This window comes from Methylobacillus rhizosphaerae, assembly GCF_900187985.1.
GTDB classification, from domain to species: Bacteria; Pseudomonadota; Gammaproteobacteria; order Burkholderiales; family Methylophilaceae; genus Methylobacillus; species Methylobacillus rhizosphaerae.
The window spans coordinates 72,609-92,870 of sequence record NZ_FZOA01000003.1 but is presented as its reverse complement, the minus strand read 5'-3'; the positions used below and the strand labels follow the sequence as shown (position 1 = coordinate 92,870).

Sequence of the window (20,262 nt, the reverse complement as noted above, 5' to 3'; positions counted from 1 at the left end):
TGATGTCATTATTCAGGTTCATCACCTATCTCAAACAATGGCTGCTGCACGAAAGCTGGATGATCGTGCTGCCTGCGCTATTTTTCCTGCTGCTGGCAGTTGAGTTGAGTCTGCTGATATCAGGGTTTTACTGGATGTAGGTTTCTCTCGTGCCGGATGATCTCCGGCATGCATCCACTCCCTCTGCCGGGTTTATCCCGGCATTTTTTTGTCTTGGTTGCGGCTGGTTAAACCAGAACGTTTTTTCGGCCAGGCAATCGGGGTCGCCTTTACTTTGCTTTGGCGATGCAAAGGAAAGTCACTCGCTGGTAAGTGAAAAGCGGCGTGGCAATGATGTAATGACACATCGGGTTGGAGTCAGGAGTAGGCTGTTATCGCTATTTGCACCACAAGGTTCCGGTTTGTAGCCCTGAGTGACAAAATGAAGGGTAAATATCACTATAAAAAGCGGTCACATTCAACCCGATCAGCTCTTAAATTCCTTCCCCCAAACCTTTCATCACTGGTTGGTTAAAATTGGCTGTATACAACCAACTTGGCTATATATAGCCACACCTGGCTGTATACAGCCAATTGTGGTTGTAGCCATTTTTTGCTTAAATTTGTGAAATTTATTTAATATCAATAAGTTATGATTTTTTGTGAAATTGGTATGGAATTTGCAATAGATTTTGCATGATCGCAAGCAAGGTGAAATGCAATGTCGATGAACCAGTTATCACAGCAGGGGTTGATTCAGGATTTTTACGAGCGTCATCGGGCGTGGTTACAGTCGTGGTTATCGAGGAAAACCGGGTCGAGCGCTGATGGGGCAGATTTGACCCATGACACGTTTATCCGCGTGTTGTCCCAGGAGAACGCCCAGCAGATTGTGGAGCCAAGGGCCTACCTGACGCATATTGCTCATGGGCTGATGGTGAATCTTCTGCGCAGGCGGGAGATTGAGCATGCCTATCTCAGTGCCATGGTCAGCCTGGGGTACGGGCAGGAGATGGCAACGCCCTCACCGGAGGATTATCTCCTGACCCTGGAGAAGCTGCTGGTGGTCGACCAGATGCTGGATGGCCTGCCAGTCAAGGTCAGGCAGGCGTTTCTGATGCATAAGCTCAATGGCATGACATATCCTGAAATCGCAGCGGAGATGGGGATGAGCGTGATCTCCATCAAGAAATACATTGCCCGTGCCTTGCTCCAGTGTGCGCAGGTGAAATGAAGAGTGCTCGGTATTTCCGCTACTTCGAGATTACGGGTCAAGCTTGGGATGATGAAGTAGGGTGTTCCCTTGGACTTGACCCGGGGTTTCGTTCAACAGCCTATTGCTGAGAGCTACAAGATTCCGGCTCATCTCTCAGAATGACAGAATAAATGGAAGCAACCCTACTTGTTTTCCTCCATACCGCCTTTGACCTTCTCCCCGTCTGACTGAGCCGAGTAGCACAGGTTTGGCCGGATCAAGTGCTGGCATTTGTCTGAGCGTAGCGAGTTCAGCCAGCGCCCGGACAAAGCGAGCAATGCAGGGCATCGGGAACTGGTTCCCGGCCAGGCAATCGGGGTCGCCTTTACTTTAGTTACTTTGCTTTGGCGAAGCAAAGGAAAGTAACTCGCTGGCAAGCGAAAAGCGGCGTGGCGATGTTGCACGGGAATATCGGATTAAGCTCAGAGATTAATGCTCAGCGACAAGCTTTCTCCGAACCACAAGAGCCTGGGTCTCGTCCGATTATCTGTGGTTAGGCCAGATTGGTGCTGACGGTGAGACTCGAACTGGCACGTGTTCAAGACTCTAAAGCTGGGTACTACGAGATTCCGGCGCAAGGCCGGAATGACACAAAACAAGATGCTGGGTAGTTATGGCTGGCGTACAGGTGAAACAGCAGCCAGCATGTCGGCGTCCAGCCAGCGCCATTCGCCTTCTGCGAGGTCGGCGGGTAAGTCCAGGCTGCCAACACGGATGCGTTTCAAGGCTTCTACCCGGTTGCTGACTGCGGCAAGCATGCGTTTGACCTGATGGTATTTGCCTTCGGCCAGGGTCAGGTGTAATACGTGTTCACTGATGATGTCTGCTGCCAGTGCTGCGACGGGCGCTGGTTCATCCAGCAGCTGGACTCCCTGCAGCAAGGTATCGACCTGTGTTTGATCCAGTGGATGTTTGGTGGTGACTTCGTATACCTTGGGCATTTTCCATTTTGGCGAGCTTAGGCGGTGGATGAATTGTCCATCGTCCGAAAGCAGCAGCATGCCGGTGGTATCTTCATCCAACCGGCCTACGCACTGGACTCCACGTTCCAGCAGGGGGGCAGGCAGCAGGCTGAAGATGCTGGGATGGTGCTGGGGTTTGTGTGAGCATTCGTAGTTTGCAGGTTTATTGAGTATGAGGTAAGCCTGCTTGCGGAATTGCCATGCTTCGCCACGGACGGTGAAGGAGAAGTTGTCTGTATCAAATTCCGTGAATGGGAAATCATGGATTGCTCCGTTGATGCTGACTTCACCATGGCGGATGAGTGAGCGGCACAGTTTGCGTGAGCCAAAGCCCTGGGAGTGCAGAATACGTTCGAGTTGCATAGTGGGGTGGTTCTTGATGGTGAAAAATTGAGCTTAGAAAGCTGGAATGTTGGCGTCGCAAGCGGTTTTGACCCATTTGCCGCTGACGGATGAATTCTGCGCCAGGGGAATTGGTGTTGCGCCCTGCATGGAGATTTTGCCCTGGAATGCGCTGTCGCTGAGCAAGGTGATATCCACGCGCCCGTTGCTCTTGATGACGCCATTGCAGTTGATATCAGCACTGATATTGTTGCCCTGGTGCTTGTAGTTGCTCACGCTGCAATTGTCCTCGAGCTGGGGCAGCATTGGCTGCTTCAGGTTGGCCTGTTCTGGTGAAATGCATTGCTGGGTAATGATGGCGTTGTTCTCTGCCGGTAATTCGATGCCGAACTGCCTGAGCTGTTCCAGCTGTGCCTGCCCGATGATGGGTAACCCCTCCATCTTGACAGTCGTTTCCCACTGTCCGGGCTTGATCTGGTCGATAGCAAAGGCAGGAAGTGCGGTGCATGACAAGCTGCACAGGAGTAACAGTCTGATTTGTCTGGGCATTGGATATGAGGCAGGGAAGTTGAATTCGATGGAAGTATAACATTGTCACCAGGCTTGCCTGATGATCTCCATTGAGGGGCTGAAAGGGGAGAGAGTATAATCATGCCCTTGTTTGTGTGGTGGTTATTATGCACGCGCTGGTAAGGCAGGATATGGGCGGTGTGGGCCATACAGTTTGTCCGCAGTATTCAACGAGAGATTGATAGAACATGAATGAGCTTCCAGATTGTCCCCAATGTGGTTCCAGTTATACATACCAGGATGGCAGCCTGCTGATGTGCCCGGAATGCGCACATGAGTGGGCACCTGGCAGTGATGAAGCTGCAAGCAGCGAGTTTGTTGTCAAGGATGCCAATGGCAATGTATTGCAGGATGGCGATACGATTACCGTGATCAAGGACCTGAAAGTGAAAGGGTCATCACTGGTGGTCAAGGTCGGCACCAAGGTGAAAAATATCCGCCTTGTGGATAGTGACCACAATATCGACTGCAAGATTGACGGCATTGGCGCGATGAAGCTGAAATCCGAATTTGTGAAGAAGGCTTGAGGCGATCGATGCAGGAAATCAGTTTTGAGGATTTTCTCCAGGTCGAACTGCGGGTGGGGGAAGTGGTTTCGGCAGAGTTGTTTGCCGAGGCGCGCAAACCTGCCTACATCTTGCATGTCGATTTTGGCCCCGGGATTGGCGTGCTGAAATCCAGTGCGCAAATTACTGTGCATTACCAACCCGGGGAGCTGATCGGTAAGCAGGTGGTAGCTGTCGTTAATTTTCCTACGAAGCAGATCGGCCCGATTCAATCTCAATGCCTGGTGACGGGCTTCCACGATGAAAATGGGGCAGTGGTATTGTGTGTACCTGACAGGCCTGTCCCTAAGGGTAGCAGGCTGCTTTAGTTCTATATTTTGAATCTATGCCTGTGGCAGCTTGTAGTTGCACAAAAACAGACCCCGGAACGCGTCCGGGGTAATGAGGAATATCAGCACATGAGGAAGGATTGTTGGTCTTGATTCATGGCGATGAAGGAGCGATAAAATCTTCCCTTCATACCTGTATAACTGTTTAGCGCAAAAAAACCTGACGTCGATTTTGAAAAAAAGATGAATTTTTTTGTAAAAAATTTCATGAAAATATAAAAAACCATATTAATCAATTGGTTGTGGATGGAAATTTTTTTAATTATTTTTACATTTTTTTGAGAGTTTGCGCGAGAAATGCGCTTGATCAGCTAGGTATACCGGTTTGCGGCATACCATTTCTCTTGCACCAAAACACAAATGCCGCTGAATAGCGGCATTTTTATTTCCCGGCGGGAATGTTTAACGTTGCCAGCGCAGGGCGGCGGTATGGACTGGGCTATCCCAATGCTGGCGGATTTCGTCGTCCAGCAGGCAGATTGTGATGGAGGCTCCTGCCATATCGAGCGCTGTAATGTAATTGCCGACCAGGGAACGGGTAACGTTGAGTCCTTTGTCCTGCAGGAGTTTGGCGGCGCTGTTGTAGAGCAGGTATAGCTCCATGAGCGGGGTCGCGGCAAAGCCGTTGACCAGCAGCAAGACTTCGCTGCCAGCAGCGGGTTTGAGGTCTTCCAGGATGGCTGCGACCATGTCGGCGACGATGGCATCGGCATTGCGCATGGGTTCACGCCTGCGGCCGGGTTCGCCATGAATGCCAACTCCCATTTCCAGTTCAGTGTCGCCGATATCAAAAGTCGGCCGGCCTGCTGCGGGTACCGTGCAGCTGGTGAGTGCGACACCCATGGAGGCCGTGCGGCTGTTGACCTTGTCGCCCAGTGCCTTGCAGGCAGCCAGGTCGGCGCCGGTTTCAGCCAGGCTGCCAACCACTTTCTCAACGATCACTGTACCAGCCACGCCACGGCGGCCTGTGGTGTAGGTGGAATTTTCCACGGCAACGTCATCGCTGGTCAGGACTGTGGCGCTTTCGAACGGCAGCATTTCAGCAGCCATTTCAAAGTTCATGACGTCACCGGCATAATTCTTGACGATGAATAACACGCCTTTGCCTGCATGCACTGCCTCGGCAGCGGCCAGCATCTGGTCTGGGGATGGCGATGTGAACACATGGCCGGGGCAGGCTGCATCCAGCATGCCGTAGCCAATATAGCCACCATGCAGTGGCTCATGGCCTGAGCCACCACCGGAGATGATGGCGACCTTGTTTTCAGCCTTGTGCCTGCGTGTCAGGAAATGTGGTTCCAGGTTCAGGCTGACGATATTAGCGTGTGCGCTGGCAAAGCCGGTCAGGCTTTCTGCCAGGACGTCATCGACCTGGTTGATGAATTTTTTCATGTTCTCCTCCGTTGCCTGTTGTTGGGGCGAGTTTGCGGTGCATCTGCCCTAGGCTGTGTGATGTTGTTTTGCCAGTTCGCAGATGGTGTGGATGATGATCTGGCTGCTGCGGGCGCCGGGGTCAATATGCCCGATGGCGCGTTCGCCAAGGAAGGCGGCACGACCCTTGGTGGCGATCATGTCGCGGGTGGAAAGCATGCCTTGTTCCGCAGTTTGCTGAATGGCATTGAATATCTCCAGCGGAGTTGCATTGGCTGCAGCTAGGCGGTTGAATGTTTCTGCGACGGGTATCAGGGTGTCTAGCATGGTTTTTTCGCCAGCGTTGGCTTTGCCGCGTTGCTTGATGCCTTCAACGCTGGCATTGAACGCAGCAGCGATTTCACTCAGGGAGCTGATATCTCCGGCTTTTTCCACTTTTGCCATGATCATGAAAAAAGTGGCGATCAGTGGGCCAGAAGCACCGCCTATGGTGGAAAGCAGTTTCATGCCGATACGTTGCAGCACATCAGCTGGCGGGAGCGAGGCGAGCTCATCACGCATGGCGAGCAGGGTGGTACAGCCACGCTTGAGGTTGATGAAGTGGTCGCCATCGCCGATTTCACGATCCAGCGATTCCAGCTCGGTCTCGCTGTGCAGGATGACATCGTTGACTGCGGTGATGGCTTCAAGGATAAATTCGGTTCTCATCAGTTCTTCCAGATTTCTTCTACTTTTCCGTTGTCGGCGACAAAGATTGCAGTGGCAATATCATGGAAAATGCCATGCTCGACAACGCCGGGTATGTCATTGAGTTGTTGGTTGAGTGTTTCGTCATCGGTATGGCTGTCGAATGTCAGGTCCAGCACCAGGCTGCCGTGTGAGGTGATGGCCCAGCCATCCTTGGCGGCATTCTGCCGCAGTTCGGCATGAGCACCCAGTGCCTGCAGGCGGCTTTTGACCAGTTGCCAGGCAAACGGCATGACTTCGACCGGGATGGGGAATTTTTCACCGATACGGCCGACCAGCTTGCTCTTGTCGATCAGGACGATGAACTGGTCGCTGCCGCGCGCGAGCAGCTTTTCACGTACCAGATCGTAGCCCCTGCCTTTGAGCAAGGTCATCCGGGTCGTGACTTCATCAGCGCCATCCACATAGAGATCGAGTTTGCCCAGATGTTCGATGGCAACCAGCGGCAGGCCGAGCTCCTGCGCCTTGATGGCGCTGACCACGGAGCTGGCTGCGGCGGTAATGCGCAGGCCTTCTTCCTGGTGGCGGCGGGCAAGTTCCTGAATGAAATAGTTGGCGGTGGAGCCGGTACCCAACCCCACAGTCATGCCATCCTTGACTTGGTGTGCTGCCTGAATGGCGACCAGTTGCTTGTCATTCATTGCGGTTCTCCTCATGTTTTGGGCAGGCTCTTCTGCCGAATCGGGTAGAATGGCCTGCATCTTTAGGCAGTATGCGATTTTTCATGACATTTAAACATATCACTTCCCGCGATAACAGTCTGTTCAAGCAATTGAAAAAGCTGGCCGACAATGCGCGGGAGCGGCGCAAGAATAATGAAACCCTGCTGGATGGCGTCCATCTGTTGCAGGCTTATATGGAACAGTTTGGCTTGCCGAAACTGCTGGTGATTGCCGAGGGTGAATCCACCAATGAGGTGGTCGGGCTGCTGCAGGAGCTTGCTGATGTGCCTACCATCATGTTTACCACCCTGATGTTTGCTGAATTGTCTCCGGTGGCAACGCCGACTGGTATCCTGGCGCTCGTGGATATTCCGCAGTTACCAGTGCCAGAGCAGGCTGATTTTGCTCTGATGCTGGAGGATATCCAGGACCCAGGCAATCTGGGCAGCATGCTGCGTTCAGCCGCAGCTGCCGGTGTGGATGCGGTTTACCTGTCACAGGGATGTACGGATGCCTGGTCACCCAAGGCATTGCGTGGTGGGCAGGGAGCGCAGTTTGTGGTGCCGATTGTGGAGCGTGCTGACCTTGCTGCTATCTCGCAGGCATTCGCGGGGCAGACCTTGGCGACCACCCTGGATGGAGAATCCTTGTACGGCCTTGATTTGTCCCAGCCAACCGCGTTTGTGATTGGCAATGAGGGGGCTGGTCTGAGTCCGGCGCTGGTGGCTGCTGCCAGCCACAATGTCAGTATTCCCATGGCAGGGCAGGTGGAGTCACTCAATGCTGCAGCGGCGACTGCTGTATGCCTGTTTGAGCGCAGCCGCCAGAAAATGGCACAGGGCTGAAGTCACGTTCCGGGATTGATATCCCGGAATGCTTGCTGTGTGTTAGTGGCGGATATTGTTGCCAGGCAGCACGATTTCCGTGCTGAATAATTGTTCAGCGTCTACCTGGTCAAAGTGGTATTCCTTGTTGCAGAAATCACAGTTGATATCTATCGTGTCTTCTTGCGCCAGGATGTCTGCCACTTCTTCTTCGCCGAGCATGCGCAGCATGTTGGCAACATTTTCGCGTGAGCAGTTGCACTGGAATTTCAGGTTCTGTTCCTTGAACAGGCGTATGTCTTCTTCACTGAAAAGCCTCTGGAGCAGAGAAATGGCTGCCAGGTTGAGCAGTTCGTCGTCCTGCACGGTTTCTGCCAGCATGACGATACGGTTCCAGGTATCAGCATCTTCAGCATCGGGTTGATCCGGCAGCTTTTGCAGCAGCATGCCAGCGGCACTTCTGCCATCACAGGTCAACCACATGTGGGTATCGATCTGTTCCGAGCGCAGCATATAGTTCTGCAGGGTTTCCGCAATGCTGCCACCCTCAACTGACACTATACCCTGATAGGGCTGACCACCATCGCGCGGGTCCAGCGTGATGACAAACTGGCCATCGCTGACCATATCGTTGAAAGACATGCCATCCAGATTGCCCTCCCATTTTGCCGTGGCGCGTAATCCGAGGTCTGCGGTGCATTCCACTACCAGTAACTTGAGCGGGCCTTTGCCTTGCACTTGCAGGATCAGCGCCCCACCTTGCAGTTTGAGGGTGGCTGCCAGAAGAGCACTTGCTGCCATCAGCTCGCCCAGTGATTTGCGCAGGGTTGAAGGCATATCGTGATTTTGCAGGGCTTGGGTGAAGCTTTCGTCCAGGTGGACGATATTGCCGCGTACAGGTGTGTTTTCAAACAGGAAGCGGTGCAGTTGATCGCTGATTTGCATGGAGTCTCAAGATGTTGCAGGTTGTTGACAATTGAATGATACCACTGCGCATGCCAGCAAGAATGCACATGCGGGCGCATGAGGCAGATTTTATTCTGCGTGGCGCACTTGAATGGGGATGGCGCGTTGGCGTGGAATGCGGGCAGGCTGCCAGTGTTGCAAGGCCCATTGCCATACTTCAGACAGGGACTGGTGATATAATTCATCCGGCGGGGATTGGCCGAGGAAGGTCAGCACACGCCATAAGTCAGCTACCTTGTAGCGGCTGTTCAGTGGTTTGGCCAGGGTCTGTTTGCTGAGTTTCTCGCCTGCGGCATTGGCGGCAACGGGCACATGCAGATAGGCAGGCGTGGCGTAGCCCAGCGCCTGTTGCAGGAAAATCTGCCTGGGTGTGGAATCGAGCAGGTCTGCACCGCGCACGATGTGGCTGATGCCTTGTAACTCATCATCCACCACCACAGCGAGTTGATAGGCAAACAGCCCATCGGCGCGCTTGAGGACGAAATCGCCGATATCGCGGGACAGCAGCTGGCTGATCTCCCCCTGAACCCTGTCCTGAAATTGCGTGGGTTGGTGGTTAACCTGAACACGCCAGGCCCGGGCATGTTTCCCCGCCAGGCCATGGCGGCAGGTGCCGGGGTAAACCAGCCCATCGATGCCGGTGGCGGCAGAATCGGCAATTTCCTTGCGCGAACAGCCGCAAGGATAAGTCAGGCCACGCTCGGTCAATGTTTGCAGGGCATGTTGATAATAGGCATCGCGCTGGCTCTGATACAGTACCGGACCATCCCACTCGAAGCCGTATTGTTCCAGTGTGGTGAGAATCAGATCGGCTGCTCCCGGCATTTGCCGTGGCAGGTCGAGGTCCTCCATGCGCACCAGCCATTCGCCATGCAGGCTGCGGGCATCCAGGTAACTTGCGGTGGCGGCGATCAATGAGCCGAAATGCAGCGGCCCGGTAGGTGAGGGGGCAAAACGGCCTCTGGCAACGTCAGGAGCTGAATGGGCCATCGTTGATCAATACAAGGGGTTGCTTGGCACCGGTTGCAGGTAAGGAGGAATATGCCAGCTCTGTAGCTGACGACCCAGCATGACCAGCTCGCATGACAGCCGGTCGCTGCCGCGGGCACTGACCTCAAACTGGTAAGTACGACGTAACTGCATGTGGCCACGGCTGTTGCGGCCAAACCAGACTTTATTGCAGGCGACGGTTTCGTCCAGCAGTTGCAGGTTGCAACGCTCTGCCAGTTCCCGGCCCTGGGCAATCGCTTGTTCGCGGCTGCCTATGCTGTCGATCCAGTACCAGGCGGCGATGAGGGCAATGATGAGTAAATAGAGTTCCATGGTAGGGCGCAGCGTATATTTTTTGTCGTTAGGAAAAAGCCATCATCATGAGGCATCAGCTTCCATATGTGGGCAGGAGCTTAACATCTCAAGAGGCAGATGAGTACATGTTGCAGGCCTGCCTGTGTCATTTCAGCGCATCCAGTTTACGCTCCAGTTGCTCGCAGATGGTCTTGAGTATCTTGATGCGGGCATATTTCTTGTCGTTGGATGCCACAAGTGTCCACGGAGACTGTTCTGTGCTGGTGCGGTCTATCATGTCGCACACGGCTTTCTGGTATTCGTCCCATTTTTCACGGTTACGCCAATCTTCCGCTGTGATTTTGTAACGCTTGAACGCGGTTTTCTCCCGTTCTTCAAAGCGCTGTAGTTGCTCATCCTGGTCAATATGCAGCCAGAATTTCAGCAATACGATGTTGTGATCGGTGAGTTGCGATTCAAAGTCATTGATTTCCGCATAGGCACGCATCCAGTCCGGTTCACTGCAAAAACCTTCCACTCGTTCCACCAATACCCGTCCATACCAGGTGCGATCGAAAATGGTCACACGCCCGCGTCGTGGCAACTGGCGCCAGAAACGCCAGAGGTAGGGCTGGGCACTTTCTTCATCGGAGGGTGCGGAAATCGGCACGATGTTGTAGGTGCGGGCATCCATGGCTTGGGTAACACGCCGGATAGCGCCACCCTTGCCTGCGGCATCGACTCCTTCGAATGCTGCAATCACGGAAATTTTCTTGAATTTCTCGTGGCGGGTCAGCAGATTGAGTTTGCCCTGATACTCCTCAAGCTGGCTGTTGTAGTCGTCCTTATCCAGTGATTTGCCCAAATCCAGCGCATTCAGCACATTCAGGCTATCCACTACCGCCAGTGCCGGCGCAGTGGTTTTGCAGGCAACAGGCGTACTGTTGTCCAGGTGCTTGCGCAGGGCTTCCAGCAGGTATTGGCCGGTTGTCAGATTGCGATAATTTGCATCGAAACCCTCTATGACTTTCCAGGGGGCATTTGCGGTACTGGTTTCCCGCAACACGTGGCCAGTGATGGTACGGAATGCGTCGTAGTGTTTCAGGTGCTGCTTATCCTGCTCGGTGACGCGCCAGCGGGTTCTGGGGTTGTCTTCCAGTTCGGCAATCCGGTGTTTCTGCTGCTTTTTTGAAAGATGGAACCAGAGCTTGATGACGAGGGCGCCCTCATCCGTCAGCATGCGTTCGAAACGCACGATATCGCTGAGCTGGCTATCCAGTTTGCGGCGCAATTTGCCGTCCATGTTTTCCACGATGGGGGCTGTGTACCATGAGCCGAAGAAGATGCCCATGGTACCCTTGGGCGGTAGCTCACGCCAGTAGCGCCACATGGGTGGGCGTTCTGCCTCATCCTCGGATGGCGGGCCGAATGCGTGGGTATGGATCAGGCGCGGATCCATCCACTCATTCAACAGGTTGGCAGTTTCTCCCTTGCCACCTCCATCCACGCCTCCCAGTTGGATAATGACGGGAAAGCTCCTGGCCTGGGCGAGATCGTATTGCACTTCCAGCAATGCTTCCCGCAAGGCTGGAAGTTCTTTTTCATATGTTTCATCTGAAACGGTGTGACCAAGTTCTGCGGATTCAAACATGGACGATCTTCTGGATGGAATGTGGATGGGAATCCATGTTGCATAAACTTCATCCGGGTGTCAAAGCTGTATGCATGGAGAAAACACAACAATCGTATGAATTGCACATATTTGGTGCATTGCACCAGGTGCTGGTCACATATAGTGCGTATATTTGCCACGGAGAATGTCAACTCCTTATAAAACATGCAGATAAATATTGGCGTGGTTTTTGCTAATCATTCATCACTATAAAAATAGATGGAGGAGATTAAGATGGATGCAATACAGTCAGGAAATGACGTATTTTTCATATTGCTTGGCGCCATCATGGTGCTTGCCATGCATGCCGGGTTCGCCTTTCTTGAGGTGGGTACTGTGCGCCGCAAGAACCAGGTCAATGCCCTGGTCAAGATCATGGTGGATTTTTCGGTATCCACCATTGCCTATTTTTTCATTGGTTATGGCGTGGCATATGGCGTAGGTTTCCTGCAAGGGGCGGAAGCGCTGTCAGCACAAAATGGGTATGAACTGGTGAAGTTTTTCTTCCTGCTGACTTTTGCGGCTGCCATTCCCGCCATTATTTCCGGCGGCATTGCAGAGCGAGCCAGGTTCAATCCACAGTTGGCAGCGACATTTGCAATCGTAGGGCTGATTTACCCATTTTTTGAAGGCATTGCCTGGAATGGTCATTTTGGCATCCAGGGTTGGCTGGAGGCGACATTTGGCGCACCTTATCATGACTTTGCCGGCTCCGTGGTCGTACACGCCATGGGCGGTTGGATTGCCTTGGCAGCGGTATTGCTGCTTGGTCCGCGCATTGGCCGTTACAGTAAGGATGGCCGCTTGCATGCTTTTCCACCATCAAGTATCCCGTTTTTGGCGCTGGGAGCCTGGATACTCACTGTGGGCTGGTTCGGCTTCAATGTCATGTCGGCCCAGACTGTGGATGCTGTGACTGGCTTGGTCGCACTTAACTCCCTGATGGCCATGGTTGGCGGTACGCTGGCAGCGCTGCTGGCTGGCAGGAATGACCCAGGCTTTGTGCACAATGGTCCGCTGGCAGGATTGGTGGCCATCTGTGCCGGTTCTGATGTGGTCAATCCGCTCGGCGCGCTGGTGATCGGCCTGGTAGCCGGCGCGGTGTTTGTCTGGACATTCACGCTGACGCAGAATCGCTGGAAAATTGATGATGTGCTGGGTGTGTGGCCTTTGCATGGTATCTGTGGTGTCTGGGGTGGGGTGGCGGCAGGTATCTTCGGTGCCAAGGCATTGGGTGGCATGGGTGGAGTGAGCCTGGTGTCGCAACTGCTGGGCACAACGCTGGGAGTTTCGATTGCATTGCTTGGCGGATTTGCGGTCTATGGCACATTGAAACTGTTGGTGGGGCTGCGCCTGGAGGCGGAGGAGGAATATAACGGTGCCGACCTGTCCATTCACAAAATCGCAGCAACCCCCAATCTGGCTGCGGGACAGGATGAGTAGCTATTTTTGACCATGTAACCGATTCCCGGTACCGGATTCTGATATAAGGTTGGGGGTTGGTTCTTCAGACCCGCGTTAGATTTTTGATAGCCAGGTCATGGTGCGGGAAAGTCTTATACCTGAGTGACAGGACTTTCCCACACACCGTTTTGCATGCGTGCTGGGTCACAGTCGTGGTATCTTCAAGGCTATTGCCGAGAGTTTTGCATGTTAAGACATACCAAGATACTGCTGTGGCGGCTGTTGGCCGTGATTTCCCTGATCCTGGGTGTGATTGGTGCGTTCCTTCCCATTATGCCTACGGTGCCGTTTGTGCTGCTTGCAGCCTGGGCAGGCGAGCGTGGCTGGCCACAACTGGAGCGCTACCTGCTCAACCATCCCCGATATGGGCATCATATCCGCGACTGGCGTGAACAGGGTGCGGTATCGCGCAAGGCCAAATATATTGCGGTATTCATGATGTCCTGTAGTGCCATTGGTTTGTGTTTTTCTCCTGCGCCATTATGGGCAAAGTGGGGTGTCACCCTGACCATGGCCGCGGTGGCAATCTGGCTTGTGCTGCGGCCTGAGCCTGCTAGTCATTGACGGGACTGTGCTGTGTGCAAGCTGGCTCATGCTAGAATCCTGCCATGTCGAAATTCCATGTATTGATCCCTGCTGCCGGTACTGGCAGCCGCATGGGAGCTGAATATCCCAAACAGTATTTGCCTTTGCTCGGTAGGCCGCTGATTCATCATACTTTGTCCCTGTTTGCCTCTGCTGGTCGCATCAGTTCCGTGCACGTAGTGATTAGCCCGGATGATGCATTCTGGGAGCAGCATGAAGGGGGTGTTGATGGCAAGGTTCATGTGCACCGCGAAGGTGGTGATACCCGCGCAGCGACAGTGCTCAATGGTCTGCAAGCTATGGCTGGCCAGGTTGCAGCGGAAGACTGGATACTGGTGCATGATGCAGCTCGTCCGGGGTTGAGCCATGCCATGTTGGACCGCCTGCTGGACAACTTGCAGGATGATGACGTTGGCGGCTTGCTGGCCATTCCGCTGGCTGATACGCTCAAGCGCGCCGATGCTGCCCAGCGTGTAGCGCAGACTGAACCGCGCGATGGACTGTGGCAGGCACAAACGCCGCAGATGTTCCGTTACCAATTATTGAAGCAGGCCTTGCAACAGGCTGGCGGCGCGCCCACTGATGAGGCGCAGGCCGTGGAGGCGCTGGGATTCAGCCCTAAATTGGTACCAGGTGAATTGAGGAACCTTAAAATTACTTATCCGCAGGATTTGAAGCTTGTTGAAGCCATCCTGCTTGCAGATGCCAGGGAGCATAAAACATCATGATCAGAGTGGGAAACGGATTTGACGTACATCAACTGGTGGAAGGGCGCCCCTGTATTATCGGCGGGGTGGAGATTCCTTTTGCCAAAGGTCTGAAAGGCCATTCAGATGCAGATGTGCTGCTGCATGCTGTGAGCGATGCCTTGCTTGGCGCTGCGGCGCTGGGGGATATTGGCAAGCATTTCCCCGATACGGATGAGCGTTTCAAAGGGGCTGATTCCAGGGTTTTATTGCGACATGTGGTGTCGCTGCTCAAGGCCAAGCATTACAACATCGTGAATATTGATGCCACCATCATGGCCGAAGCGCCAAAGATGGCGCCGCATATCAGCGATATGTGTCGCAATATTGCCGAGGACTGCGGCTTGCCGACAGATAGCGTCAACGTCAAGGCCACTACTACGGAAAAACTGGGATTCACCGGACGTGGTGAAGGGATCGCGGCGCAGGCCGTGTGCCTGATCCAGCGTTACCAGATTTAAGTGTTCTGATGGTCGTGCCTTGCTTGCTTGAGCTGCCTGTTGGAGGATAGTGCCGATTGGCAGCAGGCACCAGAAGCGCCTCCGGTAATTGGTTCTATCAGGCTTTAAGCAGGACAATGACAGCGCCGCTGCCACCCTCTTGAGGGCGTGCCTGGGCATAGGCGATGACTTCATCTTTCTGCATCAGCCAGTTGCGCAATTTATGCTTGAGCACCGGTTCCCGGTTGCGTGAGCTGAGGCCTTTACCATGGATGATGCGCACGCAGCGGATCCCACGTTTTTTGCAATGAGCCAGGAACTCGGCGACATACATCCGGGCTTCATCGCTGACCAGACCATGCAGATCGATGGCAGCCTGCACTACCCAGTGACCACGACGCAACTTGCTCAAGATGTCTGGAGAGTGGCCATCGCGTAGATACAGTAGTTCTTCACCACTTTCCAATTCATGGGCGGGAATATAGCCATCGCTAAGGGAATCTGCCAGTGCCTGGCGTTCATCTCTCAGGAGTTGCCGGGGAACAGGTTTGGGTTTGGGAGTTGGAAGTGGGTGCTGATCCAGGCGAGACGGTTTGAGTGGGCGAGCGTCTTTGACTGCGTCAAGAAACAGTCTGCTTTCATCGTCATTGTCCTCGTAATCAGCCATATTTCTGAACTACCAGCAAAAAAGAGAACCCGCAGGAAGTACTCCTGCGGGAATTGCTATTTACGACAATTGATCCAGATACCGTTCGGCATCCAGTGCTGCCATACAACCTGAACCAGCGCTGGTAACAGCCTGGCGGTAGATGTGATCCTGCACATCACCTGCAGCAAAGACGCCGGGGATGCTGGTGGCAGTGAAATTGCCCTCACGGCCGGCCTTGGTGATGATGTAGCCCCATTCCATGTCCAGCTGGCCTTCAAAAATATCGGTATTGGGCCTGTGACCAATGGCGATAAATACGCCTTGCAGCGCAATCTCCTTGGTGGTGCCAGTGTTGACGTCTTTCAGGCGTACACCTGTCACGCCGGAGTCATCACCCAGTACTTCATCCAGCGTGTGGAAAGTTTCCAGGACGATACGGCCTTCCTTGACGCGCTCCATAAGCTTGTCCACCAGGATGGCCTCAGCCTTGAACTTGTCGCGACGGTGCACCAGGGTTACCTTGCTGGCGATATTGGCAAGGTAGAGCGCTTCTTCAACGGCAGTGTTGCCACCGCCGACGACAGCCACTTCCTGGTTACGGTAGAAAAAGCCATCGCAGGTGGCACAAGCGGATACACCTTTACCGGAGAAGGCTTCTTCTGAAGGCAGGCCAAGGTATTTTGCAGAGGCACCCGTGGCAATGATCAGGGAGTCACAGGTGTATTCACCGGCGTCACCGATCAGGCGAATAGGCTTTTCAGTGAGCTTGGCTGTGTGGATATGATCAAAAATCATTTCCGTGTTGAAACGCTCGGCATGCTTCTGGAAGCGTGCCATCAACTCTGGCCCCTGCACGCCATCGGCGTCTGCAGGCCAGTTATCCACTTCCGTTGTGGTCATGAGCTGGCCTCCCTGGGCAATGCCGGTGATCAACACTGGCTTCAGGTTGGCACGCGCTGCATAGACAGCAGCAGAGTAACCTGCGGGGCCGGAACCCAGAATCAGCAGGCGGGCATGTTTTGTTGCCATACGGTGAATACTCCTAGATGCAATATTTCAAAAGTTCGTAATGTTAGGGCTTTTCCAGCAGGCTGCGTAGCATCCATGCCGTTTTTTCATGAATCTGCAGGCGCTGGGTTAACAGGTCGGCGGTGGCTTCATCTGCTGCTTTTTCCGCAGCTGGGAAGACCGAGCGCGCAGTACGCACAACAGCTTCATGGCCAGCGACCAGTGCCTTGATCATATCCTGAGCATGGGGTACGCCATTCGTTTCTTCAAGGGAGGTCAGTGTACTGAGTTCCTTGTAAGTTCCGGGAGCCGGAAAATCCAGTGAGCGGATACGTTCGGCAATCTGGTCTACTGCTGTCCAGAGTTCATTGTATTGTTCCTCGAACATCAGGTGCAATGTACGAAATTGCGGCCCGGTCACATTCCAGTGGAAGTAATGTGTCTTGAGGTATAGCGTATAAGTATCTGCAAGGAAATGGGAAAGTCCTTCTGCAATCTTCTTGCGGTCTTTTTCACTGATGCCAATATCTACCATCTTGTTCTCCTTTGTTTGAGGTGAAATGAAACCTGAATGCTGCTGCAATTCAATGATTGTGTCTCAGGTTGTGTTATAGCAGACAATCGTGACAATTGTTAACTATGTCTAGTGTAGGCGTCGCCACAAGGGAGTGCAAATTGATTATGGTTATGTCCGTGATAGCCTGGGTTAATCAGTTGTTGTCGCTGACAGGTAAAAGTAGAACTGGAACATTGTTTTATCCGCAGTATTTGCCGGAAATATATTCAGTAAATTTCCCAATGCCGTGATCGGGCCGAAACTGGCCTGATGCTGATATAATCGCAAGGCTTAAATTTTGTGCCGGGTAGTCAATCATCTTGTTCTTCCAGAAAAAAAGCACACCGCTCAATAGTCGCCGTCAAGCAGAGTCCACACCTACTCCAGGTATTGTCAAGGAGGCATGGTGGCTGGGCCTGGTGGTGGTGGGTCTTTATCTTGCCTTGATCCTGTTCACTTATCACAGTGAGGATCCTGCGTGGTCGCACAGCGCGAGCGATAGTGATGTTACGCACAATGCTGGTGGCGTATTGGGAGCCTGGCTTTCCGATATCCTGCTGTCTCTGTTTGGTTTTTCCGCCTGGTGGTGGGTAGTGCTGGCCTTCTATGCGATGTGGCTGGTCTATTTGCGGCTGGAAGTCGTGGATGCCGAACAGAAGCCGTTGATCTGGGTCAACCTGACTGGTTTTATCATGTTGCTGCTGTCCTCGGCAGCTCTGGAAGTAGGGCACTTCCATTCCATGGCCGTGGAATTGCCGCTGGCTGCAGGTGGCATGCTGGGCACATTGATTGATGGGGCCTTGCAGGCCATGCTGGGTTTTGCAGGTTCCACCCTGGTGCTGCTGCTTTTACTCGCAGTAGGGTTCAGCCTGTTTACTGGCTGGTCCTGGATTACCATCGCAGAGAAACTGGGTGCCGGGCTGGAGTTCAGTTATCACTACGTGATCAACCGCTGGCAGGATTACCAGGATCGCAAAGTAGGCAAGGCTGCTGAGCAGAAGCGCCAGGAGTTTGTCATCAGTGAACGCAAGCGGACAGAAGACAGGCAGCCGGTGCAGATTGAAGTGCCGCCTACATTTGAGATAGTGAAAAGTGAGCGTGTGCAGAAAGAAAAGCAGTCGCCACTGTTTGAAACCCTGCCGGATTCACCATTACCACCGCTACACCTGCTGGATGAACCTAATGGAGTAGTGGAAGTACAGTCTGCCGAAACGCTGGAATTCACTTCGCGCCTGATCGAGCGCAAGCTCATGGATTTCGGCATCGAGGTCAAGGTGGTGACTGCACTGCCAGGCCCGGTGATTACGCGCTATGAAATTGACCCGGCGGCAGGCGTCAAGGGTAGCCAGGTGGCTAATCTGTCCAAGGATCTGGCGCGAGCCTTGTCCGTGATCAGTGTGCGCGTGGTGGAAACTATTCCGGGCAAAACCTATATGGGCCTGGAAATTCCCAACCCTAAACGCCAGATTGTGTACCTGTCCGAAATTCTTGGCTCGCAGGTCTATGCTGAGATGCACTCGCCGCTGGCGATTGCCATGGGCAAGGATATTTCCGGCAAACCTGTGGTGGCTGACCTGGCAAAGATGCCGCACGTGCTGGTCGCGGGGACTACCGGCTCCGGTAAATCCGTGGCCATCAATGCCATGATCCTGAGCCTGGTCTACAAGGCCGAGCCAAGCAAGGTGCGCCTGATCCTGATCGACCCCAAGATGCTGGAGCTGTCTGTTTATGATGCCATCCCACATCTATTGACGCCCGTCATCACTGATATGCGCCATGCAGGCAACGCGCTGAACTGGAGCGTGGCCGAGATGGAACGACGCTATAAACTGATGTCGGCATTGGGCGTGCGTAACCTGGCGGGATACAACCAGAAAATTCGTGATGCTGAAAAGGAAGGCACATCCATTCCGCATCCATTCAGCCTGACACCGGATGAGCCGGAGCCCCTGGATGAGCTGCCGTTGATCGTGGTGGTGATTGATGAGCTGGCCGACCTCATGATGGTGGTTGGTAAAAAAGTGGAAGAACCGATTGCCCGCCTTGCGCAGAAAGCACGAGCCTGCGGTATCCACTTGGTAGTGGCGACCCAGCGTCCATCAGTGGATGTGATTACCGGCCTGATCAAGGCCAATATTCCGACCCGGGTAGCGTTCCAGGTTTCGAGCAAGATTGATTCGCGTACCATTCTTGATCAGATGGGTGCTGAAGCGCTGCTGGGCCAGGGTGATATGTTGTACCAGCCGCCCGGTACCAGCGATCCGCAGCGTGTGCATGGTGCGTTTGTTTCCGACCAGGAAGTCCATCGTGTGGTGGAGCATCTCAAGCAGCAAGGTGAACCCAACTACATCGAAGGTATTCTCACCGGAGGCAGTGAAGATGGCGGTGAGGGTGGCGAACTCGGTGAAGGTGGTGGCGAGGCTGACCCACTCTATGACGAGGCTGTGGCAATCGTGCTCAAATCCCGCCGTGCTTCGATCTCATCTGTGCAACGCCAGTTGCGTATCGGCTATAACCGCGCCGCGCGCCTGATCGAGGAAATGGAACGCGCCGGCTTGGTATCTGCAATGCAGAGCAACGGTAATCGTGAAGTGATTGCCCCCAATAACAGCCATGATTAAGTATTGGAAAAGGCAAGAAAACATGAGGTTTATTGCAGCAACATTGATGGCTGTGCCGTTATTGGCGCAGGCTGGCGGAGTGGAATCGCTCAAGGAGTTTTTCCAGACGACCAATACCATGCGCGCGCATTTTCACCAGGTCGTGACTGATGTACAGGGTGGCAAGGTGCAGGAAGTGCAGGGTGACATGCAATTGCAGCGTCCGGGTAAATTTCGCTGGGATTATGAGCAGCCTTATGTGCAACAGGTCGTGGGTGATGGTGAGAAGGTCTGGCTCTATGATCCTGACCTGAATCAGGTCACGGTGCGTACCATGAGCAAGGCTATTGGTTCCAGCCCCGCATCCTTGCTGGCCGGTGCCCAAGATGCGGAACGCAATTTCACGCTGACTGCGTTGAGCGGTCGCAATGATGGCCTGGAATGGGTACAGGCTGTGCCCAAGGCGGAGGAAAGTGGTTTCGAGAAAGTCCTGCTGGGTTTCAGCGGCAATGTGCTGCAGAAAATGGAATTGCACGATAGTTTCGGTCACCTCACCAGCATCCAGTTCAGCAAGTTTGAACGTAACCCGGCCCTGAACAGCAGCAGCTTCAGGTTCAAGGTGCCTGCAGGCGCGGACGTGGTGGGCGAATGATCAAACATGGCGCGAGCTTGCCTATGACAGGGA

At 53.7% G+C, this 20,262-nt stretch carries 23 protein-coding genes; 11 read left to right on the top strand and 12 right to left on the bottom strand.

Features of this window, described 5'->3' with window-relative positions; all coding sequences use genetic code 11:
* Nucleotides 1-2: 2 nt before the first annotated feature.
* Nucleotides 3-140, top strand: a complete 138-nt coding sequence (locus tag CHB59_RS11715) for a hypothetical protein (protein WP_179212069.1) — start codon at nt 3-5, stop codon at nt 138-140.
* 566 nt (nt 141-706) lie between these two features.
* Nucleotides 707-1,213, top strand: coding sequence for a sigma-70 family RNA polymerase sigma factor (locus tag CHB59_RS04180; RefSeq protein WP_179212068.1), 507 nt, complete (start codon nt 707-709; stop codon nt 1,211-1,213).
* A gap of 632 nt (nt 1,214-1,845) precedes the next feature.
* On the opposite strand, the gene CHB59_RS04175 is transcribed toward CHB59_RS04180, so the two are convergent.
* Nucleotides 1,846-2,559 (bottom strand): pseudouridine synthase, encoded by a 714-nt coding sequence (locus CHB59_RS04175; RefSeq protein WP_089374984.1) that lies wholly within the window; start codon nt 2,557-2,559, stop codon nt 1,846-1,848.
* Between the two features lie 33 nt (nt 2,560-2,592).
* Nucleotides 2,593-3,087 carry a DUF3617 domain-containing protein gene (locus tag CHB59_RS04170; RefSeq protein WP_089374983.1) on the bottom strand — a complete coding sequence of 165 codons (495 nt, stop codon included), beginning with the start codon at nt 3,085-3,087 and terminating at the stop codon, nt 2,593-2,595.
* 209 nt (nt 3,088-3,296) lie between these two features.
* Between CHB59_RS04170 and CHB59_RS04165 the strand changes: the two genes are divergently transcribed.
* Nucleotides 3,297-3,635, top strand: a complete 339-nt coding sequence (locus CHB59_RS04165) for a zinc ribbon domain-containing protein YjdM (RefSeq protein ID WP_089374982.1) — start codon at nt 3,297-3,299, stop codon at nt 3,633-3,635.
* An 8-nt stretch (nt 3,636-3,643) separates the two neighbouring features.
* Nucleotides 3,644-3,982 carry a tRNA-binding protein gene (locus tag CHB59_RS04160; RefSeq protein ID WP_089374981.1) on the top strand — a complete coding sequence of 113 codons (339 nt, stop codon included), beginning with the start codon at nt 3,644-3,646 and terminating at the stop codon, nt 3,980-3,982.
* Nucleotides 3,983-4,405: 423 nt separating this feature from the next.
* Here the strand turns inward: CHB59_RS04160 and dhaK are convergent, their stop codons facing one another.
* The 3 genes from dhaK to rpiA are packed head-to-tail and all read right to left on the bottom strand — an operon-like array spanning nt 4,406 to nt 6,762.
* Nucleotides 4,406-5,395 carry a dihydroxyacetone kinase subunit DhaK gene (gene dhaK / locus CHB59_RS04155; RefSeq protein WP_089374980.1) on the bottom strand — a complete coding sequence of 330 codons (990 nt, stop codon included), beginning with the start codon at nt 5,393-5,395 and terminating at the stop codon, nt 4,406-4,408.
* Nucleotides 5,396-5,443: 48 nt separating this feature from the next.
* Nucleotides 5,444-6,082 (bottom strand): dihydroxyacetone kinase subunit DhaL, encoded by a 639-nt coding sequence (dhaL, locus tag CHB59_RS04150; protein ID WP_089374979.1) that lies wholly within the window; start codon nt 6,080-6,082, stop codon nt 5,444-5,446.
* Nucleotides 6,082-6,762: a ribose-5-phosphate isomerase RpiA gene (gene rpiA / locus CHB59_RS04145; RefSeq protein ID WP_089374978.1), complete on the bottom strand. Its 681-nt coding sequence runs from the start codon at nt 6,760-6,762 to the stop codon at nt 6,082-6,084. Before rpiA ends, dhaL begins: the two co-directional genes overlap by 1 nt.
* A gap of 83 nt (nt 6,763-6,845) precedes the next feature.
* Between rpiA and CHB59_RS04140 the strand changes: the two genes are divergently transcribed.
* Nucleotides 6,846-7,628 carry a TrmH family RNA methyltransferase gene (locus CHB59_RS04140; RefSeq protein ID WP_089375131.1) on the top strand — a complete coding sequence of 261 codons (783 nt, stop codon included), beginning with the start codon at nt 6,846-6,848 and terminating at the stop codon, nt 7,626-7,628.
* A gap of 42 nt (nt 7,629-7,670) precedes the next feature.
* Here CHB59_RS04140 and hslO read toward each other — a convergent pair whose 3' ends face one another.
* The 4 genes from hslO to pap all read right to left on the bottom strand — a co-directional run bounded on the left by hslO (nt 7,671) and on the right by pap (nt 11,508).
* Nucleotides 7,671-8,552, bottom strand: coding sequence for an Hsp33 family molecular chaperone HslO (hslO, locus tag CHB59_RS04135; protein WP_089374977.1), 882 nt, complete (start codon nt 8,550-8,552; stop codon nt 7,671-7,673).
* Nucleotides 8,553-8,642: 90 nt separating this feature from the next.
* Complete coding sequence (gene gluQRS, locus CHB59_RS04130) at nt 8,643-9,563, bottom strand: tRNA glutamyl-Q(34) synthetase GluQRS (protein ID WP_089374976.1); 921 nt, start codon at nt 9,561-9,563, stop codon at nt 8,643-8,645.
* Nucleotides 9,564-9,569: 6 nt separating this feature from the next.
* Nucleotides 9,570-9,896 carry a DUF3301 domain-containing protein gene (locus tag CHB59_RS04125; protein ID WP_089374975.1) on the bottom strand — a complete coding sequence of 109 codons (327 nt, stop codon included), beginning with the start codon at nt 9,894-9,896 and terminating at the stop codon, nt 9,570-9,572.
* Nucleotides 9,897-10,023: 127 nt separating this feature from the next.
* Nucleotides 10,024-11,508, bottom strand: coding sequence for a polyphosphate:AMP phosphotransferase (gene pap / locus CHB59_RS04120; protein ID WP_089374974.1), 1,485 nt, complete (start codon nt 11,506-11,508; stop codon nt 10,024-10,026).
* Between the two features lie 255 nt (nt 11,509-11,763).
* Here pap and CHB59_RS04115 point away from each other — a divergent pair, with 255 nt between their 5' ends.
* From CHB59_RS04115 to ispF, 4 genes are all read left to right on the top strand, one after another.
* Nucleotides 11,764-12,972: an ammonium transporter gene (locus CHB59_RS04115; RefSeq protein ID WP_089374973.1), complete on the top strand. Its 1,209-nt coding sequence runs from the start codon at nt 11,764-11,766 to the stop codon at nt 12,970-12,972.
* A gap of 207 nt (nt 12,973-13,179) precedes the next feature.
* Nucleotides 13,180-13,557: a YbaN family protein gene (locus tag CHB59_RS04110; RefSeq protein ID WP_089374972.1), complete on the top strand. Its 378-nt coding sequence runs from the start codon at nt 13,180-13,182 to the stop codon at nt 13,555-13,557.
* 44 nt (nt 13,558-13,601) lie between these two features.
* Nucleotides 13,602-14,306 carry a 2-C-methyl-D-erythritol 4-phosphate cytidylyltransferase gene (gene ispD, locus CHB59_RS04105; protein ID WP_089374971.1) on the top strand — a complete coding sequence of 235 codons (705 nt, stop codon included), beginning with the start codon at nt 13,602-13,604 and terminating at the stop codon, nt 14,304-14,306.
* A complete protein-coding gene (gene ispF, locus CHB59_RS04100; RefSeq protein WP_089374970.1) occupies nt 14,303-14,785 on the top strand; it encodes a 2-C-methyl-D-erythritol 2,4-cyclodiphosphate synthase in 483 nt (160 codons plus the stop codon). The genes ispD and ispF overlap by 4 nt, the downstream gene beginning before the upstream one ends.
* 97 nt (nt 14,786-14,882) lie before the next feature.
* On the opposite strand, the gene CHB59_RS04095 is transcribed toward ispF, so the two are convergent.
* The 3 genes from CHB59_RS04095 to CHB59_RS04085 are packed head-to-tail and all read right to left on the bottom strand — an operon-like array spanning nt 14,883 to nt 16,956.
* Complete coding sequence (locus CHB59_RS04095) at nt 14,883-15,431, bottom strand: Smr/MutS family protein (RefSeq protein WP_089374969.1); 549 nt, start codon at nt 15,429-15,431, stop codon at nt 14,883-14,885.
* Nucleotides 15,432-15,491: 60 nt separating this feature from the next.
* Nucleotides 15,492-16,442 (bottom strand): thioredoxin-disulfide reductase, encoded by a 951-nt coding sequence (gene trxB, locus CHB59_RS04090; protein ID WP_089374968.1) that lies wholly within the window; start codon nt 16,440-16,442, stop codon nt 15,492-15,494.
* Nucleotides 16,443-16,485: 43 nt separating this feature from the next.
* Nucleotides 16,486-16,956 (bottom strand): Dps family protein, encoded by a 471-nt coding sequence (locus tag CHB59_RS04085; RefSeq protein ID WP_089374967.1) that lies wholly within the window; start codon nt 16,954-16,956, stop codon nt 16,486-16,488.
* Between the two features lie 341 nt (nt 16,957-17,297).
* Between CHB59_RS04085 and CHB59_RS04080 the strand changes: the two genes are divergently transcribed.
* On the top strand, nt 17,298-19,598 hold the full coding sequence (locus CHB59_RS04080) for a DNA translocase FtsK (RefSeq protein ID WP_089374966.1): 2,301 nt from the start codon (nt 17,298-17,300) through the stop codon (nt 19,596-19,598).
* A 22-nt stretch (nt 19,599-19,620) separates the two neighbouring features.
* Complete coding sequence (gene lolA, locus CHB59_RS04075) at nt 19,621-20,229, top strand: outer membrane lipoprotein periplasmic chaperone LolA (RefSeq protein ID WP_089374965.1); 609 nt, start codon at nt 19,621-19,623, stop codon at nt 20,227-20,229.
* The last annotated feature ends 33 nt before the right edge of the window (nt 20,230-20,262 follow it).